The 17,384-nt window shown below is 40.6% G+C and carries 15 protein-coding genes; 10 read left to right on the top strand and 5 right to left on the bottom strand.

Translation table 11 applies throughout. The features are described from left to right. Nucleotides 1–761 precede the first annotated feature (761 nt). Nucleotides 762–2,471 carry a GGDEF domain-containing protein gene (locus tag ACXM0J_RS06895; RefSeq protein WP_086264739.1) on the top strand — a complete coding sequence of 570 codons (1,710 nt, stop codon included), beginning with the start codon at nucleotides 762–764 and terminating at the stop codon, nucleotides 2,469–2,471. A gap of 35 nt (nucleotides 2,472–2,506) precedes the next feature. On the opposite strand, the gene uvrA is transcribed toward ACXM0J_RS06895, so the two are convergent. Beyond that, nucleotides 2,507–5,338: an excinuclease ABC subunit UvrA gene (gene uvrA / locus ACXM0J_RS06890; protein ID WP_086264740.1), complete on the bottom strand. Its 2,832-nt coding sequence runs from the start codon at nucleotides 5,336–5,338 to the stop codon at nucleotides 2,507–2,509. A 296-nt stretch (nucleotides 5,339–5,634) separates the two neighbouring features. Here uvrA and ACXM0J_RS06885 point away from each other — a divergent pair, with 296 nt between their 5' ends. The 4 genes from ACXM0J_RS06885 (at nucleotide 5,635) to ACXM0J_RS06870 (ending at nucleotide 8,029) form a co-directional block, all read left to right on the top strand. Beyond that, complete coding sequence (locus ACXM0J_RS06885) at nucleotides 5,635–6,237, top strand: TetR/AcrR family transcriptional regulator (protein WP_017387551.1); 603 nt, start codon at nucleotides 5,635–5,637, stop codon at nucleotides 6,235–6,237. Nucleotides 6,238–6,240: 3 nt separating this feature from the next. Next, a complete protein-coding gene (locus ACXM0J_RS06880; RefSeq protein ID WP_086264741.1) occupies nucleotides 6,241–7,218 on the top strand; it encodes a zinc-binding dehydrogenase in 978 nt (325 codons plus the stop codon). Nucleotides 7,219–7,282: 64 nt separating this feature from the next. Further along, nucleotides 7,283–7,636 (top strand): DUF1304 domain-containing protein, encoded by a 354-nt coding sequence (locus ACXM0J_RS06875; RefSeq protein WP_086264742.1) that lies wholly within the window; start codon nucleotides 7,283–7,285, stop codon nucleotides 7,634–7,636. Nucleotides 7,637–7,687: 51 nt separating this feature from the next. Continuing rightward, nucleotides 7,688–8,029 carry a GlpM family protein gene (locus ACXM0J_RS06870; protein ID WP_005804458.1) on the top strand — a complete coding sequence of 114 codons (342 nt, stop codon included), beginning with the start codon at nucleotides 7,688–7,690 and terminating at the stop codon, nucleotides 8,027–8,029. 50 nt (nucleotides 8,030–8,079) lie between these two features. On the opposite strand, the gene tenA is transcribed toward ACXM0J_RS06870, so the two are convergent. Further along, nucleotides 8,080–8,754, bottom strand: a complete 675-nt coding sequence (tenA, locus tag ACXM0J_RS06865) for a thiaminase II (protein WP_005066884.1) — start codon at nucleotides 8,752–8,754, stop codon at nucleotides 8,080–8,082. A gap of 262 nt (nucleotides 8,755–9,016) precedes the next feature. Here tenA and ACXM0J_RS06860 point away from each other — a divergent pair, with 262 nt between their 5' ends. The 3 genes from ACXM0J_RS06860 (at nucleotide 9,017) to ssb (ending at nucleotide 12,249) form a co-directional block, all read left to right on the top strand. Then, a complete protein-coding gene (locus ACXM0J_RS06860; protein ID WP_017399821.1) occupies nucleotides 9,017–10,099 on the top strand; it encodes a DUF475 domain-containing protein in 1,083 nt (360 codons plus the stop codon). 146 nt (nucleotides 10,100–10,245) lie between these two features. Then, nucleotides 10,246–11,610: an MFS transporter gene (locus ACXM0J_RS06855; RefSeq protein WP_005078603.1), complete on the top strand. Its 1,365-nt coding sequence runs from the start codon at nucleotides 10,246–10,248 to the stop codon at nucleotides 11,608–11,610. A 51-nt stretch (nucleotides 11,611–11,661) separates the two neighbouring features. Beyond that, nucleotides 11,662–12,249 (top strand): single-stranded DNA-binding protein, encoded by a 588-nt coding sequence (ssb, locus tag ACXM0J_RS06850; protein ID WP_005066890.1) that lies wholly within the window; start codon nucleotides 11,662–11,664, stop codon nucleotides 12,247–12,249. Between the two features lie 40 nt (nucleotides 12,250–12,289). Here ssb and ACXM0J_RS06845 read toward each other — a convergent pair whose 3' ends face one another. Next, nucleotides 12,290–12,613: an AzlD domain-containing protein gene (locus ACXM0J_RS06845; protein WP_002117414.1), complete on the bottom strand. Its 324-nt coding sequence runs from the start codon at nucleotides 12,611–12,613 to the stop codon at nucleotides 12,290–12,292. Further along, the gene (locus tag ACXM0J_RS06840; protein ID WP_086264743.1) at nucleotides 12,610–13,305 is read right to left on the bottom strand and encodes an AzlC family ABC transporter permease; all 696 of its coding nucleotides are present in this window, start codon (nucleotides 13,303–13,305) and stop codon (nucleotides 12,610–12,612) included. The genes ACXM0J_RS06845 and ACXM0J_RS06840 overlap by 4 nt, the downstream gene beginning before the upstream one ends. Nucleotides 13,306–13,373: 68 nt before the next feature. Here ACXM0J_RS06840 and ACXM0J_RS06835 point away from each other — a divergent pair, with 68 nt between their 5' ends. Together ACXM0J_RS06835 and ACXM0J_RS06830 are read left to right on the top strand one after the other, a co-directional pair. Beyond that, complete coding sequence (locus ACXM0J_RS06835; protein WP_002117406.1) at nucleotides 13,374–13,922, top strand: helix-turn-helix domain-containing protein; 549 nt, start codon at nucleotides 13,374–13,376, stop codon at nucleotides 13,920–13,922. Between the two features lie 305 nt (nucleotides 13,923–14,227). Further along, the gene (locus ACXM0J_RS06830; RefSeq protein WP_086264744.1) at nucleotides 14,228–15,670 is read left to right on the top strand and encodes an amino acid permease; all 1,443 of its coding nucleotides are present in this window, start codon (nucleotides 14,228–14,230) and stop codon (nucleotides 15,668–15,670) included. A 65-nt stretch (nucleotides 15,671–15,735) separates the two neighbouring features. Here the strand turns inward: ACXM0J_RS06830 and pdxR are convergent, their stop codons facing one another. Beyond that, nucleotides 15,736–17,235 carry a MocR-like pyridoxine biosynthesis transcription factor PdxR gene (gene pdxR, locus ACXM0J_RS06825; protein ID WP_199964055.1) on the bottom strand — a complete coding sequence of 500 codons (1,500 nt, stop codon included), beginning with the start codon at nucleotides 17,233–17,235 and terminating at the stop codon, nucleotides 15,736–15,738. Nucleotides 17,236–17,384 lie beyond the last annotated feature (149 nt).

Here is a 17,384-nt window from a genome sequence, read left to right as displayed (position 1 = left end):
AGATTGTAGCAATCGGTTTTAACGTTAACAAAAATATAACTATGATTACATTGTGGGTGAAAAATAGCCATTTTATTATCAAATTCGTTTTATTTTGAGGAATAGTTAACAATATTTGAATTAGTTTAACTAAAAAATTTAACTATTCTTAATTATTATATAAGTGAATAAAATAAAAGAAATCTCTATTTTAAATTGAAAAATCGATTAAAGTTTTAATCCTGATTAATTTAATCGACTTTACAAAAGTAGAGATAAATCACATAATTTATTTGCAAAGTTCACTACCTAACGTTTTTAGGATTTAAAGTGCTTTCCCAGATACGATGTGTATGACACATCAGATTTTACGAGCTCAGCTTTCCCCAAGGTTGAGCTTTTTTTTATCTATAAGAAAATCTAAAAAACTACAATAAGAATTACGTGAAATTTATTTAAAAAACAGTTGATCAAAAAGAACCCAGCTTAAAGAAGCTGGGCAATGGATGCTGGGAGAAAACATCCAAGAGGACAAGTAAATATGTTTTATTATCATCACTAAAAACGCTTAATCTGTAAAATGGAGTTTTTTTATAAAAACTATTCAATTTTTCGATTAAACTTATTATTTAAGCTTACAAAGGGTAGGACCCGTATAATTATTAAAAAGAGAAAAGAAAGGTTTAATGATGAAATTCTTGTTATTAAAATGCTAGGATGGATTTAAGCCTAATTTATATCGTAGTAAAAATGGCAGGGCATTTACGGAGTACCAGCTAGAAATGTCAGGATTACGTTCAGAACATATTAGTAATCGACTGTTCTTTTTTATGCTGGTTATTATTTTGTCCTTATTATTCATGGCGATACCACTTATTGTGGGAAGCTATCAGGATTATATAAAAACTAGACAAGCCCTAACCGAAATAAAAAGTTTAAGAGCGGTAGCGGATATTGCGTATAAGGTTTCTAAGGAACGTGCTCCTGCCAATAAAATGATGTCGAGTGGTCCTGATGATTTATTAAAGAATCAACAAGAATTAAAAAAATTTCGCTTAATTGTCGATGAGCAAATTAATTCAAGCATACTTATTTTAAAACAAGCAGGTTATGTTTCATTAGCCAATGAACTACAAACGACCTTCAAAGAAAATCTTAGACAAGCCCGACATGTAGTTGATTATTATGGTGAAACCCCATATAGAGCCAGAACTTCTATTCAAATGGATACTGCCATTTTAGGGATGTTTGGAGTATGGGATAACTGTAGGGAAATACTGCAAAAGCTGATGTTGCAGTTAAAAAGTAAAGATAGCCGTATTTCTAATTACTTTACACTCATTATCGTTCTGACTGATATGCGCGATCAGGCTGGGCGTATGGCATCTAATATTATTGCCCCTCTAAGTTTTAATGAAGAAATTCCAAGTAATAATCGTGCTCGTTCGCTACAAACTCAGCATCAAGCTAGATATTTGTGGATTTTGGTCGATACCTTGCAGCCTGAACAAGCAAAAACTCCAGAATATCGTCGGTTATATTCCCGAGTGAAATCGGAATTTATAGACAAGGGTATACCGATTGTAGAAAAGCTATTAGAAGAAAGCCAAAAGGGGGAGCCATATTATTTAAATGGTACCCAATTAACGGAAGCAATCGTTGATAAATTTACTACTGTGGTTGATTTGCAAAGTTATATTCTTAATGAAAGTGTAGTCATTGCCGCTCAAGAAAATGCGATTGCTCGAAATGGTTTCTTTTTAACTTTATTTATTTCTTTAATTTCATTAGCTACTGCATTACTTACCTTGATATATGCTCAAAGAAGAGTATTTTCTCCTTTAATTAAAGCAAGGACTTTAATTTTAGATTTATCGCATAGTTCTGATCATTGTACAGATGAGATGAATGTCACCACAAAAGGGGAATTTTTTTCTTTGTTTGAAGCGATTGATCGATTACAACGAATGTTGCAACAACGAGATGCTTTTGAATTTCAATTAAAGAATATTGCCAATACTGATCCGCTCACTGGTGTGTCTAACCGTTTAGCTTTATCTGAATATTTAAAAATTGTTGAAAGTTACCCTCAAAAATTTACGCAGACTTGTTTAATGATCATAGATATAGATCGTTTTAAACAGGTGAATGATAAATACGGCCATATTGTGGGTGATCACGTCATTGTGAGTATTGCTGAGCAATTAAAGCAAAATATCCGAAGTTCTGATTTAATTGTTCGTTATGGGGGAGATGAGTTTTTAATATTATTAGAACAGGTGCAATTTGTAGATGCTCGTCTTTTAGCAGAGAAAATTCGGATTGGGATTTCTTTAGAAGAAATTTGTTTATCTGGTTCAGATGAAAAATTGCATGTGTCTGTCAGTATTGGTTTTGCCATAGGCGCGGCGAATTGGATCGAACTCTTGGAGAAAGCGGACCGTTCGCTATTAAGGGCTAAAGCCCGAGGCCGGAATGTAGTTGAGGGATAAAAAAAGCCGGAAATGATTTCCGGCTTTTTATTTTATTACTTCAACATCGGTTTTAAGAAGCGTCCAGTGTGGGAAATTTCAACCTCAGCCACTTGTTCAGGTGTGCCTTCAGCAATGATCATCCCACCGCCTGAACCACCTTCAGGGCCTAAGTCGACAACCCAGTCTGCTGTTTTAATCACATCAAGGTTATGTTCAATCACCACAATGGTATTACCCTTGTTGCGTAGCTCATGCAAAATGTCGAGTAACTTGGCAATATCGTGGAAATGCAAACCTGTTGTTGGTTCATCCAAGATATATAAAGTTTTACCCGTATCGCGTTTTGCTAACTCACGTGCAAGTTTTACACGTTGCGCTTCACCACCAGAGAGTGTAGTCGCAGCCTGACCTAAACGAATATAGCCTAAGCCCACTTGAGTTAAGGTTTCTAAACGGCGGTGGATGACCGGAATTGCGCTAAAGAACTCAGCAGCATCTTCAACAGTCATTTCTAAAACATCAGAAATGTTTTTGCCTTTATAGCCCACTTCAAGTGTTTCACGGTTATAACGTTTGCCATGACACGCATCGCAAGGCACATACATATCAGGTAAGAAGTGCATTGCGACTTTAATCATGCCATCGCCTTCACACGCTTCACAGCGTCCGCCTTTTACGTTAAACGAGAAACGGCCAGCGCTATAACCGCGGGCTTTTGCCTCTGGTGCTTGTGCAAATAACTCACGGATTGGTGTAAATAGACCTGTGTACGTTGCAGGGTTAGAACGTGGTGTACGTCCAATCGGACTTTGGTCAATATCAACAACTTTATCCAGATGTTGTAGACCATCAATCGAGTCAAACTTTTCAGCTGTTAACGTTGTTGCACCATTGAGCTGTGTAGCTGCTAATGGAAGCAAAGTACGGTTAATCAGTGTTGATTTACCCGAACCTGAAACACCAGTGACGCAGGTCATAATACCAAGTGGAATAGTTAAATCGACATTTTTTAAGTTATGACCTGCTGCACCTGAAAGCTTGATGAATTCATCTGGACGTGGTGATTCAGTACGTTTTTTTGGCACTTCAATTTTGAGTTTGCCAGAAAGATACTGTCCTGTAAGGGAATCAGCATGTTTAGCCAATTCATCATACGTACCTTCAGCAATAATTACACCGCCGTGTACACCAGCACCAGGACCGATATCAATAATATGGTCAGCAGCACGGATTGCATCTTCATCGTGTTCAACGACTAATACTGTGTTACCTAAATCACGTAAGCGAATCAGGGTCTGTAATAAACGATCGTTATCACGTTGATGTAGACCAATTGAAGGTTCATCAAGGACATACATGACGCCCATTAAACCTGCACCAATTTGCGAAGCTAAACGGATACGCTGTGCCTCACCACCAGATAGGGTTTCGGCAGAGCGAGCTAGACTTAAATAATTCAGTCCCACGCTCACCAAGAAATGTAAACGCTCTCGAATCTCTTTAAAGATTTTATCTGCAATTTCACCTTTAGCACCTTCAAGGTTTAATCCTTGATAATAGCTTTCAGCGTCACCAATCGACATACGTGTAATGTCAGCAATGGTCTTGTCTTTCACACGAACATGACGTGAAATTTCATTGAGACGTGAACCATCACATGCATCACACGCTGCATTGGAAAGATATTGAGCTAAATCATCTCGTACATAGTTACTTTCAGTTTCACGGTAACGACGTTCAAGGTGCGGTAAAATTCCTTCAAACGGTTGTACGCGAGTGTGTTTACGTCCACGTTCGTCGATATAGCTTAAATCGACTTTTTCTTTGCCCGTACCTTGTAAGAATTTCTTCTGAGTATCTTTATCAAGCTGGTTCCAAGGCGTATCAAGTTGAAAACCAAAATGATCGGCAACTTTTTGCAGCATCGAATAATAATAAGGACGCTGACGATCCCATCCACGAATAGCACCCTCACTAATTGCAAGATCAGGATTTGGAATCAGTTTTTCAGAGCTAAAATGACTGCGTGTACCTAAACCATCACAAACAGGGCAGGCACCGAACGGGTTGTTAAATGAAAACAAACGTGGCTCAAGCTCTGCAACAGCGCGATCACATTCAGGACATGAGTGCTTTGCAGAAAAAACGCGATCAGGATGTTCACCATTCATCCATGATAAAACAGCAATATCACCACCTAAACGCAGTGCAGTTTCAAATGATTCGGCAATACGGTTACCTAAATCTTCACGCACTTTGAAACGGTCGACTACAACTTCGATGGTATGTTTTTTCTTTTTGTCGAGTTCTGGTGGTGTATCAATATCAATGATTTCACCATCCACACGGGCACGAACAAAACCTTGACCTTGTAGCTGCTCGAACAAGTTACTGTATTCACCTTTACGTTCACGAACCACTGGGGCAAGCAACATAAGTGCTGTACCTTCCTCAAGGTTTTTTACCGCATCGACCATTTCAGAAACAGTTTGCGCGACCATCGGCAAATCATGTTCAGGGCAGTAGGGCGTGCCGACACGTGCATAAAGCAAACGCAAATAGTCATAAATTTCGGTAATCGTACCGACGGTTGAACGTGGGTTATGGCTGGTAGATTTTTGCTCAATGGCAATCGCTGGTGATAAACCCTCAATCGAGTCGACTTCAGGCTTTTCCATTTGCGATAAAAACTGGCGGGCATAGGCCGAAAGTGATTCGACGTAACGGCGTTGTCCTTCGGCGTATAGGGTATCGAAGGCAAGAGAAGATTTTCCTGAACCTGATAACCCCGTAATTACCACAAATTTGTCGCGTGGAATATCGAGGGACACATTTTTTAAATTATGGGTGCGTGCGCCTCGAATACGGATATGACTTTGGCTCATAAAACATCTCAATTATGTATTGATGAAAATTTAGGTGTTGATTGCTCAGTCGCAGAGAGGTGTGACTGGTTATAAACAACAGACCCTATATATGATAACGATTTAAAATTGTTCAAGTGGTACAAAATGATTTAAAGCGACAAATTGTGACGGTTAAACGACAATCGACAAAATTTGTTTAATTAAGCAGGTTGTATTTTTAACATTCCTCACTTCAGATTTCTACTCTAAGCAAATTTTAACCAGCAACATAACTTTACTAGACGACTGGTCTAATAGTTGTTTATGATGTATGCATGAAACGATTAAATAAAAGTGAAACCACACGACAGCACATTTTAGATACCAGCTTTGAGTTGGTGCTACGAAAAGGGTTTGTCGGTGTTGGTTTGCAAGAAATTTTAAAGGCTTGTGACGTACCTAAAGGTTCGTTCTATCACTACTTTGCTTCGAAAGAGGCATTTGGCTGTGCATTGCTAGAGCAATATATGGCTGACTATAAAGTGCGTATGGAACAACTTTGGCAACATAGCGAGCAAAGTGCTCATGCCCGTTTAATGGCTCTATGGCAGGCATGGATTGATGATCCGGTAAACGGTAGCTGGGCTGAGAACTGCCTGATTGTGAAACTGGCAGCCGAGGTTTCTGACTTGTCGGAAGATATGCGTCAAATTCTCAATGACGGTGTGCACAAACTAACGCAGCGTTTGGCTCTACTACTCAAAGAAGGGCAACAAGAAGGATCAATTCCAAAACACGTTGAGCCTTTAAAAACTGCGCAAGTCATGTATCAGTTATGGTTAGGTGCTGCTTTACTCACAAAATTGTCGCAAGACAAAGCACATCTACATCTAGCTTTAGAAACCACCCAACAACTCTTAAAACCGATAGAGGAATAAAGCATGCGAAGTATTATCCATCGTAATTTTGGCGAACCTGTAGACGTTTTAGAGCAGGCGGATATGCCAAAGCCGGAACCGAAAGCAGGCGAAGTACGTATTAAAACCATCATGTCTCCGATCCATAACCATGATGTATGGACAGTACGCGGAAGCTATGGCTATAAGCCGACTTTACCTGCGATTGGTGGTAGTGAAGCAGTTGGTATTGTTGATGCGTTGGGCGAAGGCGTTACTCATGTACAAGTCGGGCAACGTATTGCAGTTGCAGCTGTGCATGGCAGTTGGGCTGAATACTTTACTGCACCAGCACAAGGGCTTATTCCGCTCAATGATGAAATTGATGATGAGACAGCAGCGCAGCTGATTGGTATGCCAATTAGTGCTCTCATGCTATTGGACTTTGTAAATGTTCAACCGGGTCAATGGCTCATTCAAAACACGGCGAATGGCGCAGTAGGTAAAACGGTTGCCATGATTGCGCAGGCACGTGGTTTACCTGTCATTAATTTAGTTCGTCGTACTGACGCAATTGCAGAGATGCAAGCATTAGGTATTCAGCATATTGTTGCAACTGATCAACCTAACTGGAAAGAGCAAGTTAAACAAATTCACGGCGACCAACCTCTGATTGCTGGTGTGGACTCGATTGGTGGCAGCGCAAGTGGTGAAATGCTTAATCTGCTCAGTGAAAATAGCTTGCTTGTTTCGTTTGGCAGTATGACTGGTGAAACTATGCAGATTTCATCGGGTGATTTGATTTTTAAACAAGCGACAGTAAAAGGTTTCTGGGCGAGTGTGGTCAACAAAGAAATGCCAGCAGCGCGTAAAAAGGAACTGATTGTTGAACTATTAACGCTAGCGACTCAGAAAAAATTAATCCTACCTGTAGAAGGGGTGTTTAGTTTTGATGAGATTAAAACAGCTGCTCAAAGAGCAACGCAAGGTGCTCGTCAAGGCAAAGTGTTGTTAAAGCCCTAACACATAAAAGATCAGTCGAGAGACTGATCTTTTTTCATATCTTTAAAATAAAAAGGAAAATTGTATGATCGGACAAATTTTAATTGCGCTTATCGCAATATTACATGTCTATATTTTAGTACTAGAGATGTTTTTGTGGGACAAGCCTTATGGCATGAAAGCCTTTGGAAATAATGCAGAAAAAGCAAAACTCACCAAAGTCATGGCACAGAACCAAGGTCTTTATAATGGCTTTTTAGCGGCGGGTTTATTTTGGTCTTTATTGGTAGATGCACCATTTGCCACATCACTTGCCAATTTCTTTTTAGGCTGTGTATTCATTGCAGGTATTTATGGTGGTCTAACTGCCAGCAAAAAGATTATTTATATTCAGGCAGTTCCAGCTTTGATTGCATTGGTTGCTGTTAATTTTCTTTAAAAAGCGCAAAATACAGCGTTTTGGGCTGGAATGACCAGATAGGATCAGCGCATGTGGGCGTTATTTTTAAAATGTATGTTGGGGGCTGGGGTTGTCCTCATTATTTCGATTTTATCGAAAAGTAAGGCATTTTATATTGCAGGCTTAGTCCCGCTTTTTCCTACATTTGCTTTGATTGCTCACGTGATTGTTTTTCAGCAAAAAGGGGCGGAGGCGTTACAAAAAACAGCTCTGTTTGGTCTATGGTCACTTATTCCCTATGCCATTTATTTAATTGCTGTTTATGTGCTGGCAACGCGTATGTCGATGTGGTCTTGTCTAGGACTGGCAACTTTATGTTGGGTTGTGGCCGCGGCAGGTTTGATTTACGGTTGGCAGTTGTTTCAAAGTTAAATTTAAGGCTGACCATTTAAATAATTAAATGGTCAAAGCCTCATCTTGATTTAGATATGATCTAAACCTAACCATTGTCTTTGATGGTAGGCGCTATCCCAAAACAACCATTCAAGTTTTGCACCCATGGTGTAAGCAGCATGCATTTTTTCTAAAGTGTCTGCATCACAACGTGCAGCAACTTTATCTACTGTCGCAATCACATTACGAACGGCGGTATGGAACTCTTCACCTGCGTAAGTATCAATCCATGCTTGGTAAGGGTTATTAGGAATTGATTTGTTCACAATATCTTTACCGACTTCGGCGTAAATCCAGAAGCAAGGTAAAAGCGCAGCGAGTACAACAGGGTAGCTTTCAGACCAAGCAGTGGCTGTCAAAAATGAAGTGTAATGGTGGCCTGCTAATGTTAATGGGGTATTTTTAAATTCTTCTTTAGTTACACCAAAATTTTTCATGAAGTCATCATGCAAACTACGCTCCACGACAATTGCAATTTTAGCTGCATCTGAAAATTGCATAATATCGTCGGCCTCGAAAGCTTTTGCAGCTGCAACGGCAAGCACACGGCCATAGGCCACTAAATATTGAGCATCTTGAATAACATAATGACAAAATGCTTCTTTATCTAAAGTACCGTTAGCAAGTTCCTGATTAAAAGGCAGGTCGAGAATTTTTTGATATAAATTTAAATTACGTTGCCAGAGTTCTTGAGAAAAAAGCATAAAATCATTCCATTTAAAATTAGACAGCTAAACTGGATTTTAAATCAATTTTAAAATACAAAAATAAGAATGATAGATATATCGAAAGAAAATATTTAATCCGATTAATAAGTTAATTGAATATTACAAATTTCTTTATTAAACAGAGAGATAAAGTAAAGGGAATAACGGCACAAAACAACATCGTTTTGTGGTTAATTATCGATATAATAGCGGCGGTTTTAAGAAAGATTAAATTTAGTTCTTGGTATAGGTCTGATCCATGAAGCATTTCCGATTTTCGATATTTTTTACGGTGGTGTGTTTAGCACTGTCCGCGTATTGGGGTTTTACCCACGGACCTGAAGCGGGCGTGTCTACCATGCTTAAAGCTTTAACAATTACAGCCATTTTAGCTGTAATGGAGGTCTCTTTATCTTTTGACAATGCTGTCGTAAATGCATCGGTTCTACGTAACTGGGATCCGTTCTGGAAAATGCTCTTTTTAACGGTTGGTATTTTAATCGCCGTTTTTGGTATGCGTTTAATTTTCCCAGTAGCGATTGTTGCCGTGACTGCGGATATGGGAATGATTGAAGTGGCTAAATTGGCACTCAATGATCCGAAAACTTACTCTGAACGTTTAATGGCACACCACGCAGAAATTTCAGCATTTGGTGGAACATTCTTATTATTGGTATTCTTAAACTTCTTCTTTGACGAAGAGAAAGAAACCCATTGGTTTAGATGGCTTGAAGCTAAACTTTCTAGCTTGGCCAGCGTACCGGCAATGTCTGTTTTTATTGCTTTAATTGCGATGTTAATTATGGCAGCAAATGTTGATGAATCGCAGCGCCTTGCTGTGACTATGGCCGGTATTTGGGGCATTGTAGTTTATATTGGCGTTGAAGTTTTAAGTCATATGTTAGGTGGCGAACCTGAAATTGATGAAGATGGTAATGCCATTATGAAAGATGGATCAGGTGCTGCTTCTGGTGTAGTTAAAGCTGGTATAGGTGGTTTCTTGTATCTTGAAGTATTAGATGCATCATTCAGTTTTGACGGTGTGATTGGTGCTTTTGCAATCACTAGCGATGTTGTCGTGATTATGCTGGGTCTTGCAATCGGTGCTATTTTTGTCCGTTCAATGACAGTTTATCTTGTAGAAAAAGGCACGCTAGATGCTTATGTGTTCTTAGAACATGGCGCACATTATGCAATTGGTGCTTTAGCATTCATTATGATTGCAAGTGGTACAGGCGTACATGTGCCTGAAGTGGTAACAGGTTTAATTGGTGTAGCGTTTATTGTTTGGGCTGTCATTGCTTCAATTCAATATTCGAAGCGCGAGCATCAGTCGCCTTAAGCTAATTTTCAGTAAAGTTCGATAGAATGAAGAGGCTAAATGCCTCTTTATTTTTTTAAGCCCAAATCGTTATTTTAAATAAGGTGTTCCGTATTTTTAGAAACGAATCGGCTTATAATTTACCTAGTTTGATAACGTGTATTGATATGATGAATGCTTTGGAACGTCGCTCAACTTTTGCCTTAAGTAGTATTTTCGCACTACGCATGTTGGGCTTGTTCATGATTATTCCTGTCTTTTCTGTAGTTGGACAGTCATATCAATATGCGACTCCAGCACTCATTGGTTTGGCTGTAGGTGTCTACGGCTTAAGCCAGGCGATTTTGCAAATTCCATTTAGCTTATTGGCAGACCGTTTTAGCCGTAAACCGCTTGTGGTATTTGGTCTATTACTGTTTGCGATTGGTGGTGCAATTGCGGGTTTATCTGACACGATTTATGGCGTAATTATTGGCCGTGCTATCGCTGGTGCTGGTGCAGTTTCAGCAGTAGTCATGGCGCTTTTAGCTGATGTGACGCGTGAAGAACAGCGTACTAAAGCCATGGCTGCAATGGGCATGAGTATTGGTCTGTCTTTTGTGGTGGCTTTTAGCCTTGGGCCTTGGCTCACAAGCCTTGTCGGTATTTCTGGTTTGTTCTTTGTGACAACCATTATGGGCTTGATTGCGATTGCGATGTTATTGCTTGTACCTAAAGTGACTCGCCACCATCGTAATTATCAGCAAGGCTATATGGCGCAGCTTAAGCAAGTCATTCAAATGGGTGATTTAAACCGTTTGCATGTTTCGGTTTTTGCATTGCATTTATTGCTGACAGCCATGTTTATTTATGTGCCTTCACAACTCATCGAGTTTGCGCATATTCCTTTGGCGAGCCATGGTTTGGTGTATTTACCGCTGTTAGTCATTAGCCTGTTCTTTGCATTTCCAAGCATCATCATTGCTGAAAAATATCGCAAAATGCGCGGGATTTTCTTAACAGCAATTACAGGCATTATTGCAGGTTTGCTGCTGCTCATATTTGGTTATCAATCCAAATATGTATTACTTGCAGGTCTAGGTATTTTCTTTATTGCATTTAATGTGATGGAGGCTTTATTGCCTTCTTGGCTGTCGAAGTCTGCTCCAATTCAGTCAAAAGCGACGGCTATGGGTGTAAATGCCAGTAGTCAGTTTTTAGGTGCTTTTTTTGGTGGCACACTAGGTGGTCAATTATTGATGTTACATAATACTGCGATTGGATGGAGTGTCTTAGCAGGGATTGCTATAATATGGTTGCTAATTAGTTTTGGTTTAGCTCAGCCGCGGTATTTGTCATCAATTGTGTTGCCATTGCCGCAAGTGCAACAGGTGAATGAGTGGACCACACAGCTATTAGCAATTCGTGGTATCGAAGAAGTTGTGGTGATGCCTGACCAGCAAGTTGCTTATATTAAAGTCGATAAACAGTCTCTAGATGATGCTGCGCGACGTGATTTAACGCAGTTGTTCGGTAAAGAGGTAGCCATTTAAGCATAACTCTTATAAAGTAAAACATAGAAATGTATAGGATGAAGACAGCTAATGCGTGGTGTAAATAAGGTTATTTTGGTTGGTACTTTGGGTCGTGATCCTGAAACAAAAACTTTTCCAAATGGGGGCTCGTTGACCCAATTTTCAATCGCGACAAGTGAAGCTTGGACTGATAAAAATACCGGTGAACGTAAAGAACAAACAGAATGGCACCGTATTGTTTTGCATAACCGTTTAGGGGAAATTGCTCAGCAGTTCTTGCGTAAAGGTTCTAAGGTTTATATTGAAGGTTCACTACGTACGCGTCAGTGGACAGACCAAAATGGCCAAGAGCGTTACACGACAGAAATTCGTGGCGACCAGATGCAAATGTTAGATGCTCGTCAACAAGGTGAACAAGGTTTCGCTGGCGGTAATGATTTTAATCAACCACGTTTTAACGCACCTCAACAAGGTGGTAATGGTTATCAAAATAATAACAACCAAGGTGGCGGCTATGGCCAAAACAGCGGTGGTTATGGTAACCAAGGTGGTTTCGGTAATGGTGGAAGCAACCCTCAAGCGGGTGGTTTCGCGCCTAAAGCTCCGCAACAACCGGCTTCTGCACCAGCTGATTTAGACGACGATTTACCGTTCTAATCAAAGTTGCAAAAAAGGCGAGTTTATCTCGCCTTTTTTATTACTCAATTCCAAGCAAACGTATCAGTGCCGTGCCAGCAGCTGCCAAGCAAATCACCAATAACAGCGGTACTTTTTTCCAAACCAAGAACAGTGCTAAGCCAACACCAAATATACGCGCGAACCCCGCAAAATGTTGACCTTCAAAAAATGTTGTCGTCACTGCAATCGCACAGAGCAAAACAGTCGCACCATTTGAGAGTAAAACTTGGTATTTTTCAGAAAAAGAGAACTTGGCACCCAAATGAAAACCAGCGAAACGAATCCCATAGGTTCCAAGTGCTAGTAAGCCGATACCTAAAATAATTAGTAATTGTTGACTCATTTCTTTCTACCAAATATCAAGCCAAAAAGTGAAATCAGAATTGGAAGTCCTGAGGCCAAAAAGGGCGTGGTGATCAGTGCTAAAGTTGATCCGGCAAATGCAACTTTTCGAGTAGATTTATTCTTTAAAGCATTAAAAGTAAGTGCAATTAAAATCGCTGGGAAAATGGCATCTAAGCCAAATGTTTTAGGGTCTGGAATAGCACTTCCAATAAAATAACCCGCCGTTACACCAAGTGGCCAACTGAGCATAATGCCTATACCACATAACCAGTAAGCAGCTTTTTTCGTCTCAAAATTGGGCTGTGCCATACCAAACAAAACGCTTTCATCGTTCATGATATGTGCCCCAAAATATCGAGAGAATTTGCCTCGTATTAGTTCATTGACTGCAATACCAAAAGGTAGATGTCTTAAATTGACGAGTAGTCCTGCAATTGCCGCTGCAATTGGGCTACCACCTACAGCCAAGAAACCAATAAAGATAAATTCGGCAGTTCCTGCGAGCACAAAAACGGATAGGCAAAGCGGGATCCAGAGCGCTAAGCCATAACTTGCAGCAAGTGAACCTAAAGACATACCGACGACACTCGTCGCTAGGCACACAAAGAAAATCGAGCGGGTAGTGTCTTTACTTAGTTTTTTAATCAGAGAGTATGTGGACATAGCATGATATAACGAACGATTTTCCATTATAATGAATAAGTCTGATCGTTTTGTCAAAACGAACGATCGTTTTTTTTATAGAACGGATGTGGTGAATGTCTCAGCCAATTGAAATTATTGCCAAAGGTTTAACGCGTGAACGTCAAAGAGCAGGGCTTTCATTGGCAGAGGTTGCTCGTCGTGCAGGTGTCGCTAAATCTACACTGTCACAATTAGAGGCAGGGCAAGGTAATCCTAGTATTGAAACTTTATGGGCACTTTGTGTTGCACTGAATATTCCATTTGCACGCTTGATGGAAGAACCAAGTAATCAGGTACAAGTGATTCGCTGTGGCGATGGGCCAACAGTGAGTTCTGAGATTGCCAATTACAAAGCAATTTTGTTAGCGACTTGTCCGCCACATGCGCGCCGAGATGTTTATTTACTAATTGTTGAACCAGGCGAAGATCGTCTTTCAGAACCACATCCAGTGGGCTCTGTGGAGCATATTATTGTGGTTGAAGGTAAAGCTTTGGTGGGCTTAATTGATGAAGCTGTTGAGCTTGGTGTTGGAGACTATATTTGTTATCCAGCTGACCAGAAACATATATTTAGAGCTTTGGAAACAGGCACAAAGGCATTATTAATTTCTGAACAAAACTAAAGAAATTCAATCTGATTAAAATAAAAACTAAAAGCCATTTACCAGCATCCCCTACAAAAAGGGCCAATTTTGCGTATAAATTTTGCAATTGGCTCTCTCTTTTATTACAAAAATGGCTCTCGTTTCTTGAGTGCCGAAACGACAAATTAAAGCTATTGGAAGTATGCATACGGAAGCGCCGGATAAGCTCAGTGAATTTACTGTTTTAGGAATTGGGCAGAACGGCTAAATTTTTAGGGGATATTTTTTGGCTTCGGAGGATTTCCGAGACTAGCCGATATCCTCCATATATTAAGGAAAATGATATGGCAGCTCATCAAAATGGTTCTGAAGCCAATCACTCCCAAAGTTTAAAACATGGACTCAAATCACGCCACCTGACCATGATCTCGATTGCAGGGGTTATTGGTGGTTCTCTATTCGTGGGCTCAGGCAGTATTATTTACAATACCGGACCTGTAGTTTTCTTAACTTACGCTTTAGGTGGTCTACTCGTTTGGTTCATCATGCGTATGTTAGGCGAGATGGCCGTTTTAAACCCTGATAGTGGCTCTTTTTCAACTTATGCTGACCGTGCGATTGGCCGTTGGGCAGGTTTCTCAATTGGCTGGTTGTACTGGTGTACTCTGGCCATGCTCATGGGGTGGGAAGCCTATGTGGCAGGAAAAATTCTAAACAATTGGTTCCCCTTTATACCGATCTGGGTCTATATGGTCGTGGTGATTGGCGCACTGGTTGTTGTTAATTTACAAAACGTGAAAAACTATGGTGAATTTGAGTTTTGGTTCGCCCTCATCAAAGTCATTGCGATTGTTATTTTCCTTGTGATTGGTAGTTTAGCCATCATGCACTTGTGGCCTTGGGGTAATCCGGCTGCTTCTGGTATGAGTAATTTAACCTCTCAAGGCTTTATGCCAAATGGCGGCTCATCCGTTATTACAGCCTTGCTTGGGGTCATGTTTGCCTACATTGGTGCTGAAATTGTTACGGTAGCGGCAGCAGAGTCGGCAAATCCATCGAAAGAAATTCGTAAAGCATCGAACTCGGTGGTTTGGCGAATTATTTTATTCTACGTAGGCTCTATGTTTGTTGCAGTATGTTTGATTCCTCACAACAATGAACTTTTGAAAGATTCAACTTGGGGAACCTATAGCGTGACTCTGTCTGCACTTGGTATTCCAGGGGCGCGCCATATCGTAAACTTTGTGGTTCTAACCTCAGTATGTAGTTGCTTTAACTCAGCTCTTTATACGTGTTCACGTATGTTGTTCTCTTTGGCTAAACGTGGTGATGCACCGAAAAGTTTTGGTTCTGTAAACAGTAAAAGCAGTCCATGGGTAGGCGTGATTGTGTCATGCTTCTTCTCTGTGATTGCGGTAGTTTTAACTGCAACCGAGAGTATGAATGTTTATGACTTTTTCATGTTAACAACAGGCGCGGCAACACTGTATGTTTACCTGACTATTGCTTATTCTCAGCTTCGTATGCGTAAAAAGTTAGAAGCTGAAGGCGTGAAAATTGACTTTAAAATGTGGATGTTCCCTTATCTAACTTACGTGGTGATTTTTGCAATTATTGGTGCAATTCTTACCATGTTGATTGAAGGCACCTATTTTAAAGAAGTGATTTACACCACAGCTCTGTTTGGGATTATTGTGTTCTTCGGATTGTTGTCTGAAAAACTGGGTTGGGGTAAAGATCGTAGAGCGACCCATTTAACTCATAGTCATGAAGAAAAGTTAGTTTAAATTTTTAAATAAAAAAGAGCCTTACAAACAGGCTCTTTTTTATTTGTTTTAATAACAGAGGGAAGTTAATTTAGCGTAGGTACGCCTGCTTCACGTAAGCATTGGAGCAAGACGCCAAAAGCCATCACCATATCTTTTTCATTTACACAAGCAAAGCCCATCAGTAAACCACGCTCTGCATGTGCATGCGACTGCATGTAGTATTGAGATAAGGGACGAACTTTGACACCACGTTCAAGCGCTGTGGCTGCAATCGCGACATCATCGCAAGAGTTTGGCAGTTTTAAAACCAGATGTAATCCTGCTGCTTCGTCATATTCATGAATAAATTCGGGGCCAAGATAACGTTGAATTAAGCTCACCAAGTAGTCGCGGCGCTTGCCATAAAGTAGGCGCATACGGCGAATATGCGCTTCATAATGGCCTTCACGAATAAATTCAGCTAGGGCTTTTTGCTCAAGCAAGTGCCCACCACGATAAAGCTCGGCTGCCACAATGCGTAATGGTGAAAATAACGGCTTAGGTACGACTAAATAGCCAATTCTTAAGGATGGATAAATAGTTTTACTAAACGTGCCCATGTACAGCACAGGCGCATCATTTTCTAAACCTTGTAAAGATGGATAAGGCTGACCCGAGAAACGGAACTCACTGTCATAGTCATCCTCGACAATCCAGCTATTATGCTGACGTGCAATCTCAATCAGTTTACGTCGGCGGTTTAGGCTTAAGTGAGAGCCAAGAGGATATTGGTGTGAAGGCGTGACAAAAATAAGTTTTGGTGGCTTTGCCGGATTTTCCTCAGGAATAATGCCTTCAGCATCGACAGGCATCGGCTGAATATCGAGACCATTAATACGCAATGTATTACGCATTCCCCAATAAGCAGGATCTTCAATCCAGATTTTATCTCCCATATCACTGAGCGCACGTGAGACTAAATCAATCGCTTGGTGAATGCCTTCGGTAATAATAATTTGGTCAGCATCGCACTGGACTGAACGCGCAACACGTAAGTAATCTGCCAATGCACTTCGAAGCTCTATACATCCACCTGCATTGCTATAAATCAGGCGATTAATATCGGGTTCGCGGCTTAAGCGTGCTTGAATACGACTAAAAATATGATGTGGGAACTCGGTCACATCGGGTGCTCCCGGCACAAAAGCACCCCATTGGTGTGGCGATGCTGCTGCATAGCCTAATAAGTTAGAACCACGCTGTGACAGCGCATAAGAGCTTTGAACTTTCGGGCTAGAAACCACTTTTTTCTTGTTTTGTGTATTTAAAAAACTCTCTGGTAATTTTTCGGCAACCCATGTGCCGTGCCCCGTACGGGCTTCTAAGTAGCCTTCAGCTTGTAGCTGTTCATAGGCACTAAGCACGGTATTTCTTGAAACATGAATTTCACTGGCTAAGTCGCGTGACGCAGGTAGACGAGTCTTGGGCTGGATGACTCCATCAATAATCGCACCACGCAGGCAACGGAAAAGGCGTTGATGTAGTTTCCCTTCAGTGTCCTGTTGGAGTCGTTGCAGCAAATGATCTCCAAGTAAACTACGCAATTGGCTCTCTCCTACAGTTAAAAAGTGGCTCTCGTCAGTTGGCATCAGACGAGCGAAATTACATGCATAGGCAGTCGTTGTAAAGCACCCTGAAAATTAAGCACAGGATGCAAAAAACCAAAGCTGCAACTGATGATGAAAATATGAGG

The organism is Acinetobacter sp. GRABPA_MV_2, assembly GCF_056725885.1.
The sequence above is the reverse complement of the archived record's forward strand: the minus strand, read 5'-3'. Positions and strand labels throughout refer to the sequence as shown.

Excerpts from the sequence above, each read along its gene's own strand:
- ACXM0J_RS06895 (WP_086264739.1), top strand. The coding sequence starts at position 762 with ATGTCAGGATTACGTTCAGAACATATTAGTAATCGACTGTTCTTTTTT.
- uvrA (WP_086264740.1), bottom strand. The coding sequence starts at position 5,338 with ATGAGCCAAAGTCATATCCGTATTCGAGGCGCACGCACCCATAATTTA.
- ACXM0J_RS06885 (WP_017387551.1), top strand. The coding sequence starts at position 5,635 with ATGAAACGATTAAATAAAAGTGAAACCACACGACAGCACATTTTAGAT.
- ACXM0J_RS06880 (WP_086264741.1), top strand. The coding sequence starts at position 6,241 with ATGCGAAGTATTATCCATCGTAATTTTGGCGAACCTGTAGACGTTTTA.
- ACXM0J_RS06875 (WP_086264742.1), top strand. The coding sequence starts at position 7,283 with ATGATCGGACAAATTTTAATTGCGCTTATCGCAATATTACATGTCTAT.
- ACXM0J_RS06870 (WP_005804458.1), top strand. The coding sequence starts at position 7,688 with ATGTGGGCGTTATTTTTAAAATGTATGTTGGGGGCTGGGGTTGTCCTC.
- tenA (WP_005066884.1), bottom strand. The coding sequence starts at position 8,754 with ATGCTTTTTTCTCAAGAACTCTGGCAACGTAATTTAAATTTATATCAA.
- ACXM0J_RS06860 (WP_017399821.1), top strand. The coding sequence starts at position 9,017 with ATGAAGCATTTCCGATTTTCGATATTTTTTACGGTGGTGTGTTTAGCA.
- ACXM0J_RS06855 (WP_005078603.1), top strand. The coding sequence starts at position 10,246 with ATGATGAATGCTTTGGAACGTCGCTCAACTTTTGCCTTAAGTAGTATT.
- ssb (WP_005066890.1), top strand. The coding sequence starts at position 11,662 with ATGCGTGGTGTAAATAAGGTTATTTTGGTTGGTACTTTGGGTCGTGAT.
- ACXM0J_RS06845 (WP_002117414.1), bottom strand. The coding sequence starts at position 12,613 with ATGAGTCAACAATTACTAATTATTTTAGGTATCGGCTTACTAGCACTT.
- ACXM0J_RS06840 (WP_086264743.1), bottom strand. The coding sequence starts at position 13,305 with ATGGAAAATCGTTCGTTATATCATGCTATGTCCACATACTCTCTGATT.
- ACXM0J_RS06835 (WP_002117406.1), top strand. The coding sequence starts at position 13,374 with ATGTCTCAGCCAATTGAAATTATTGCCAAAGGTTTAACGCGTGAACGT.
- ACXM0J_RS06830 (WP_086264744.1), top strand. The coding sequence starts at position 14,228 with ATGGCAGCTCATCAAAATGGTTCTGAAGCCAATCACTCCCAAAGTTTA.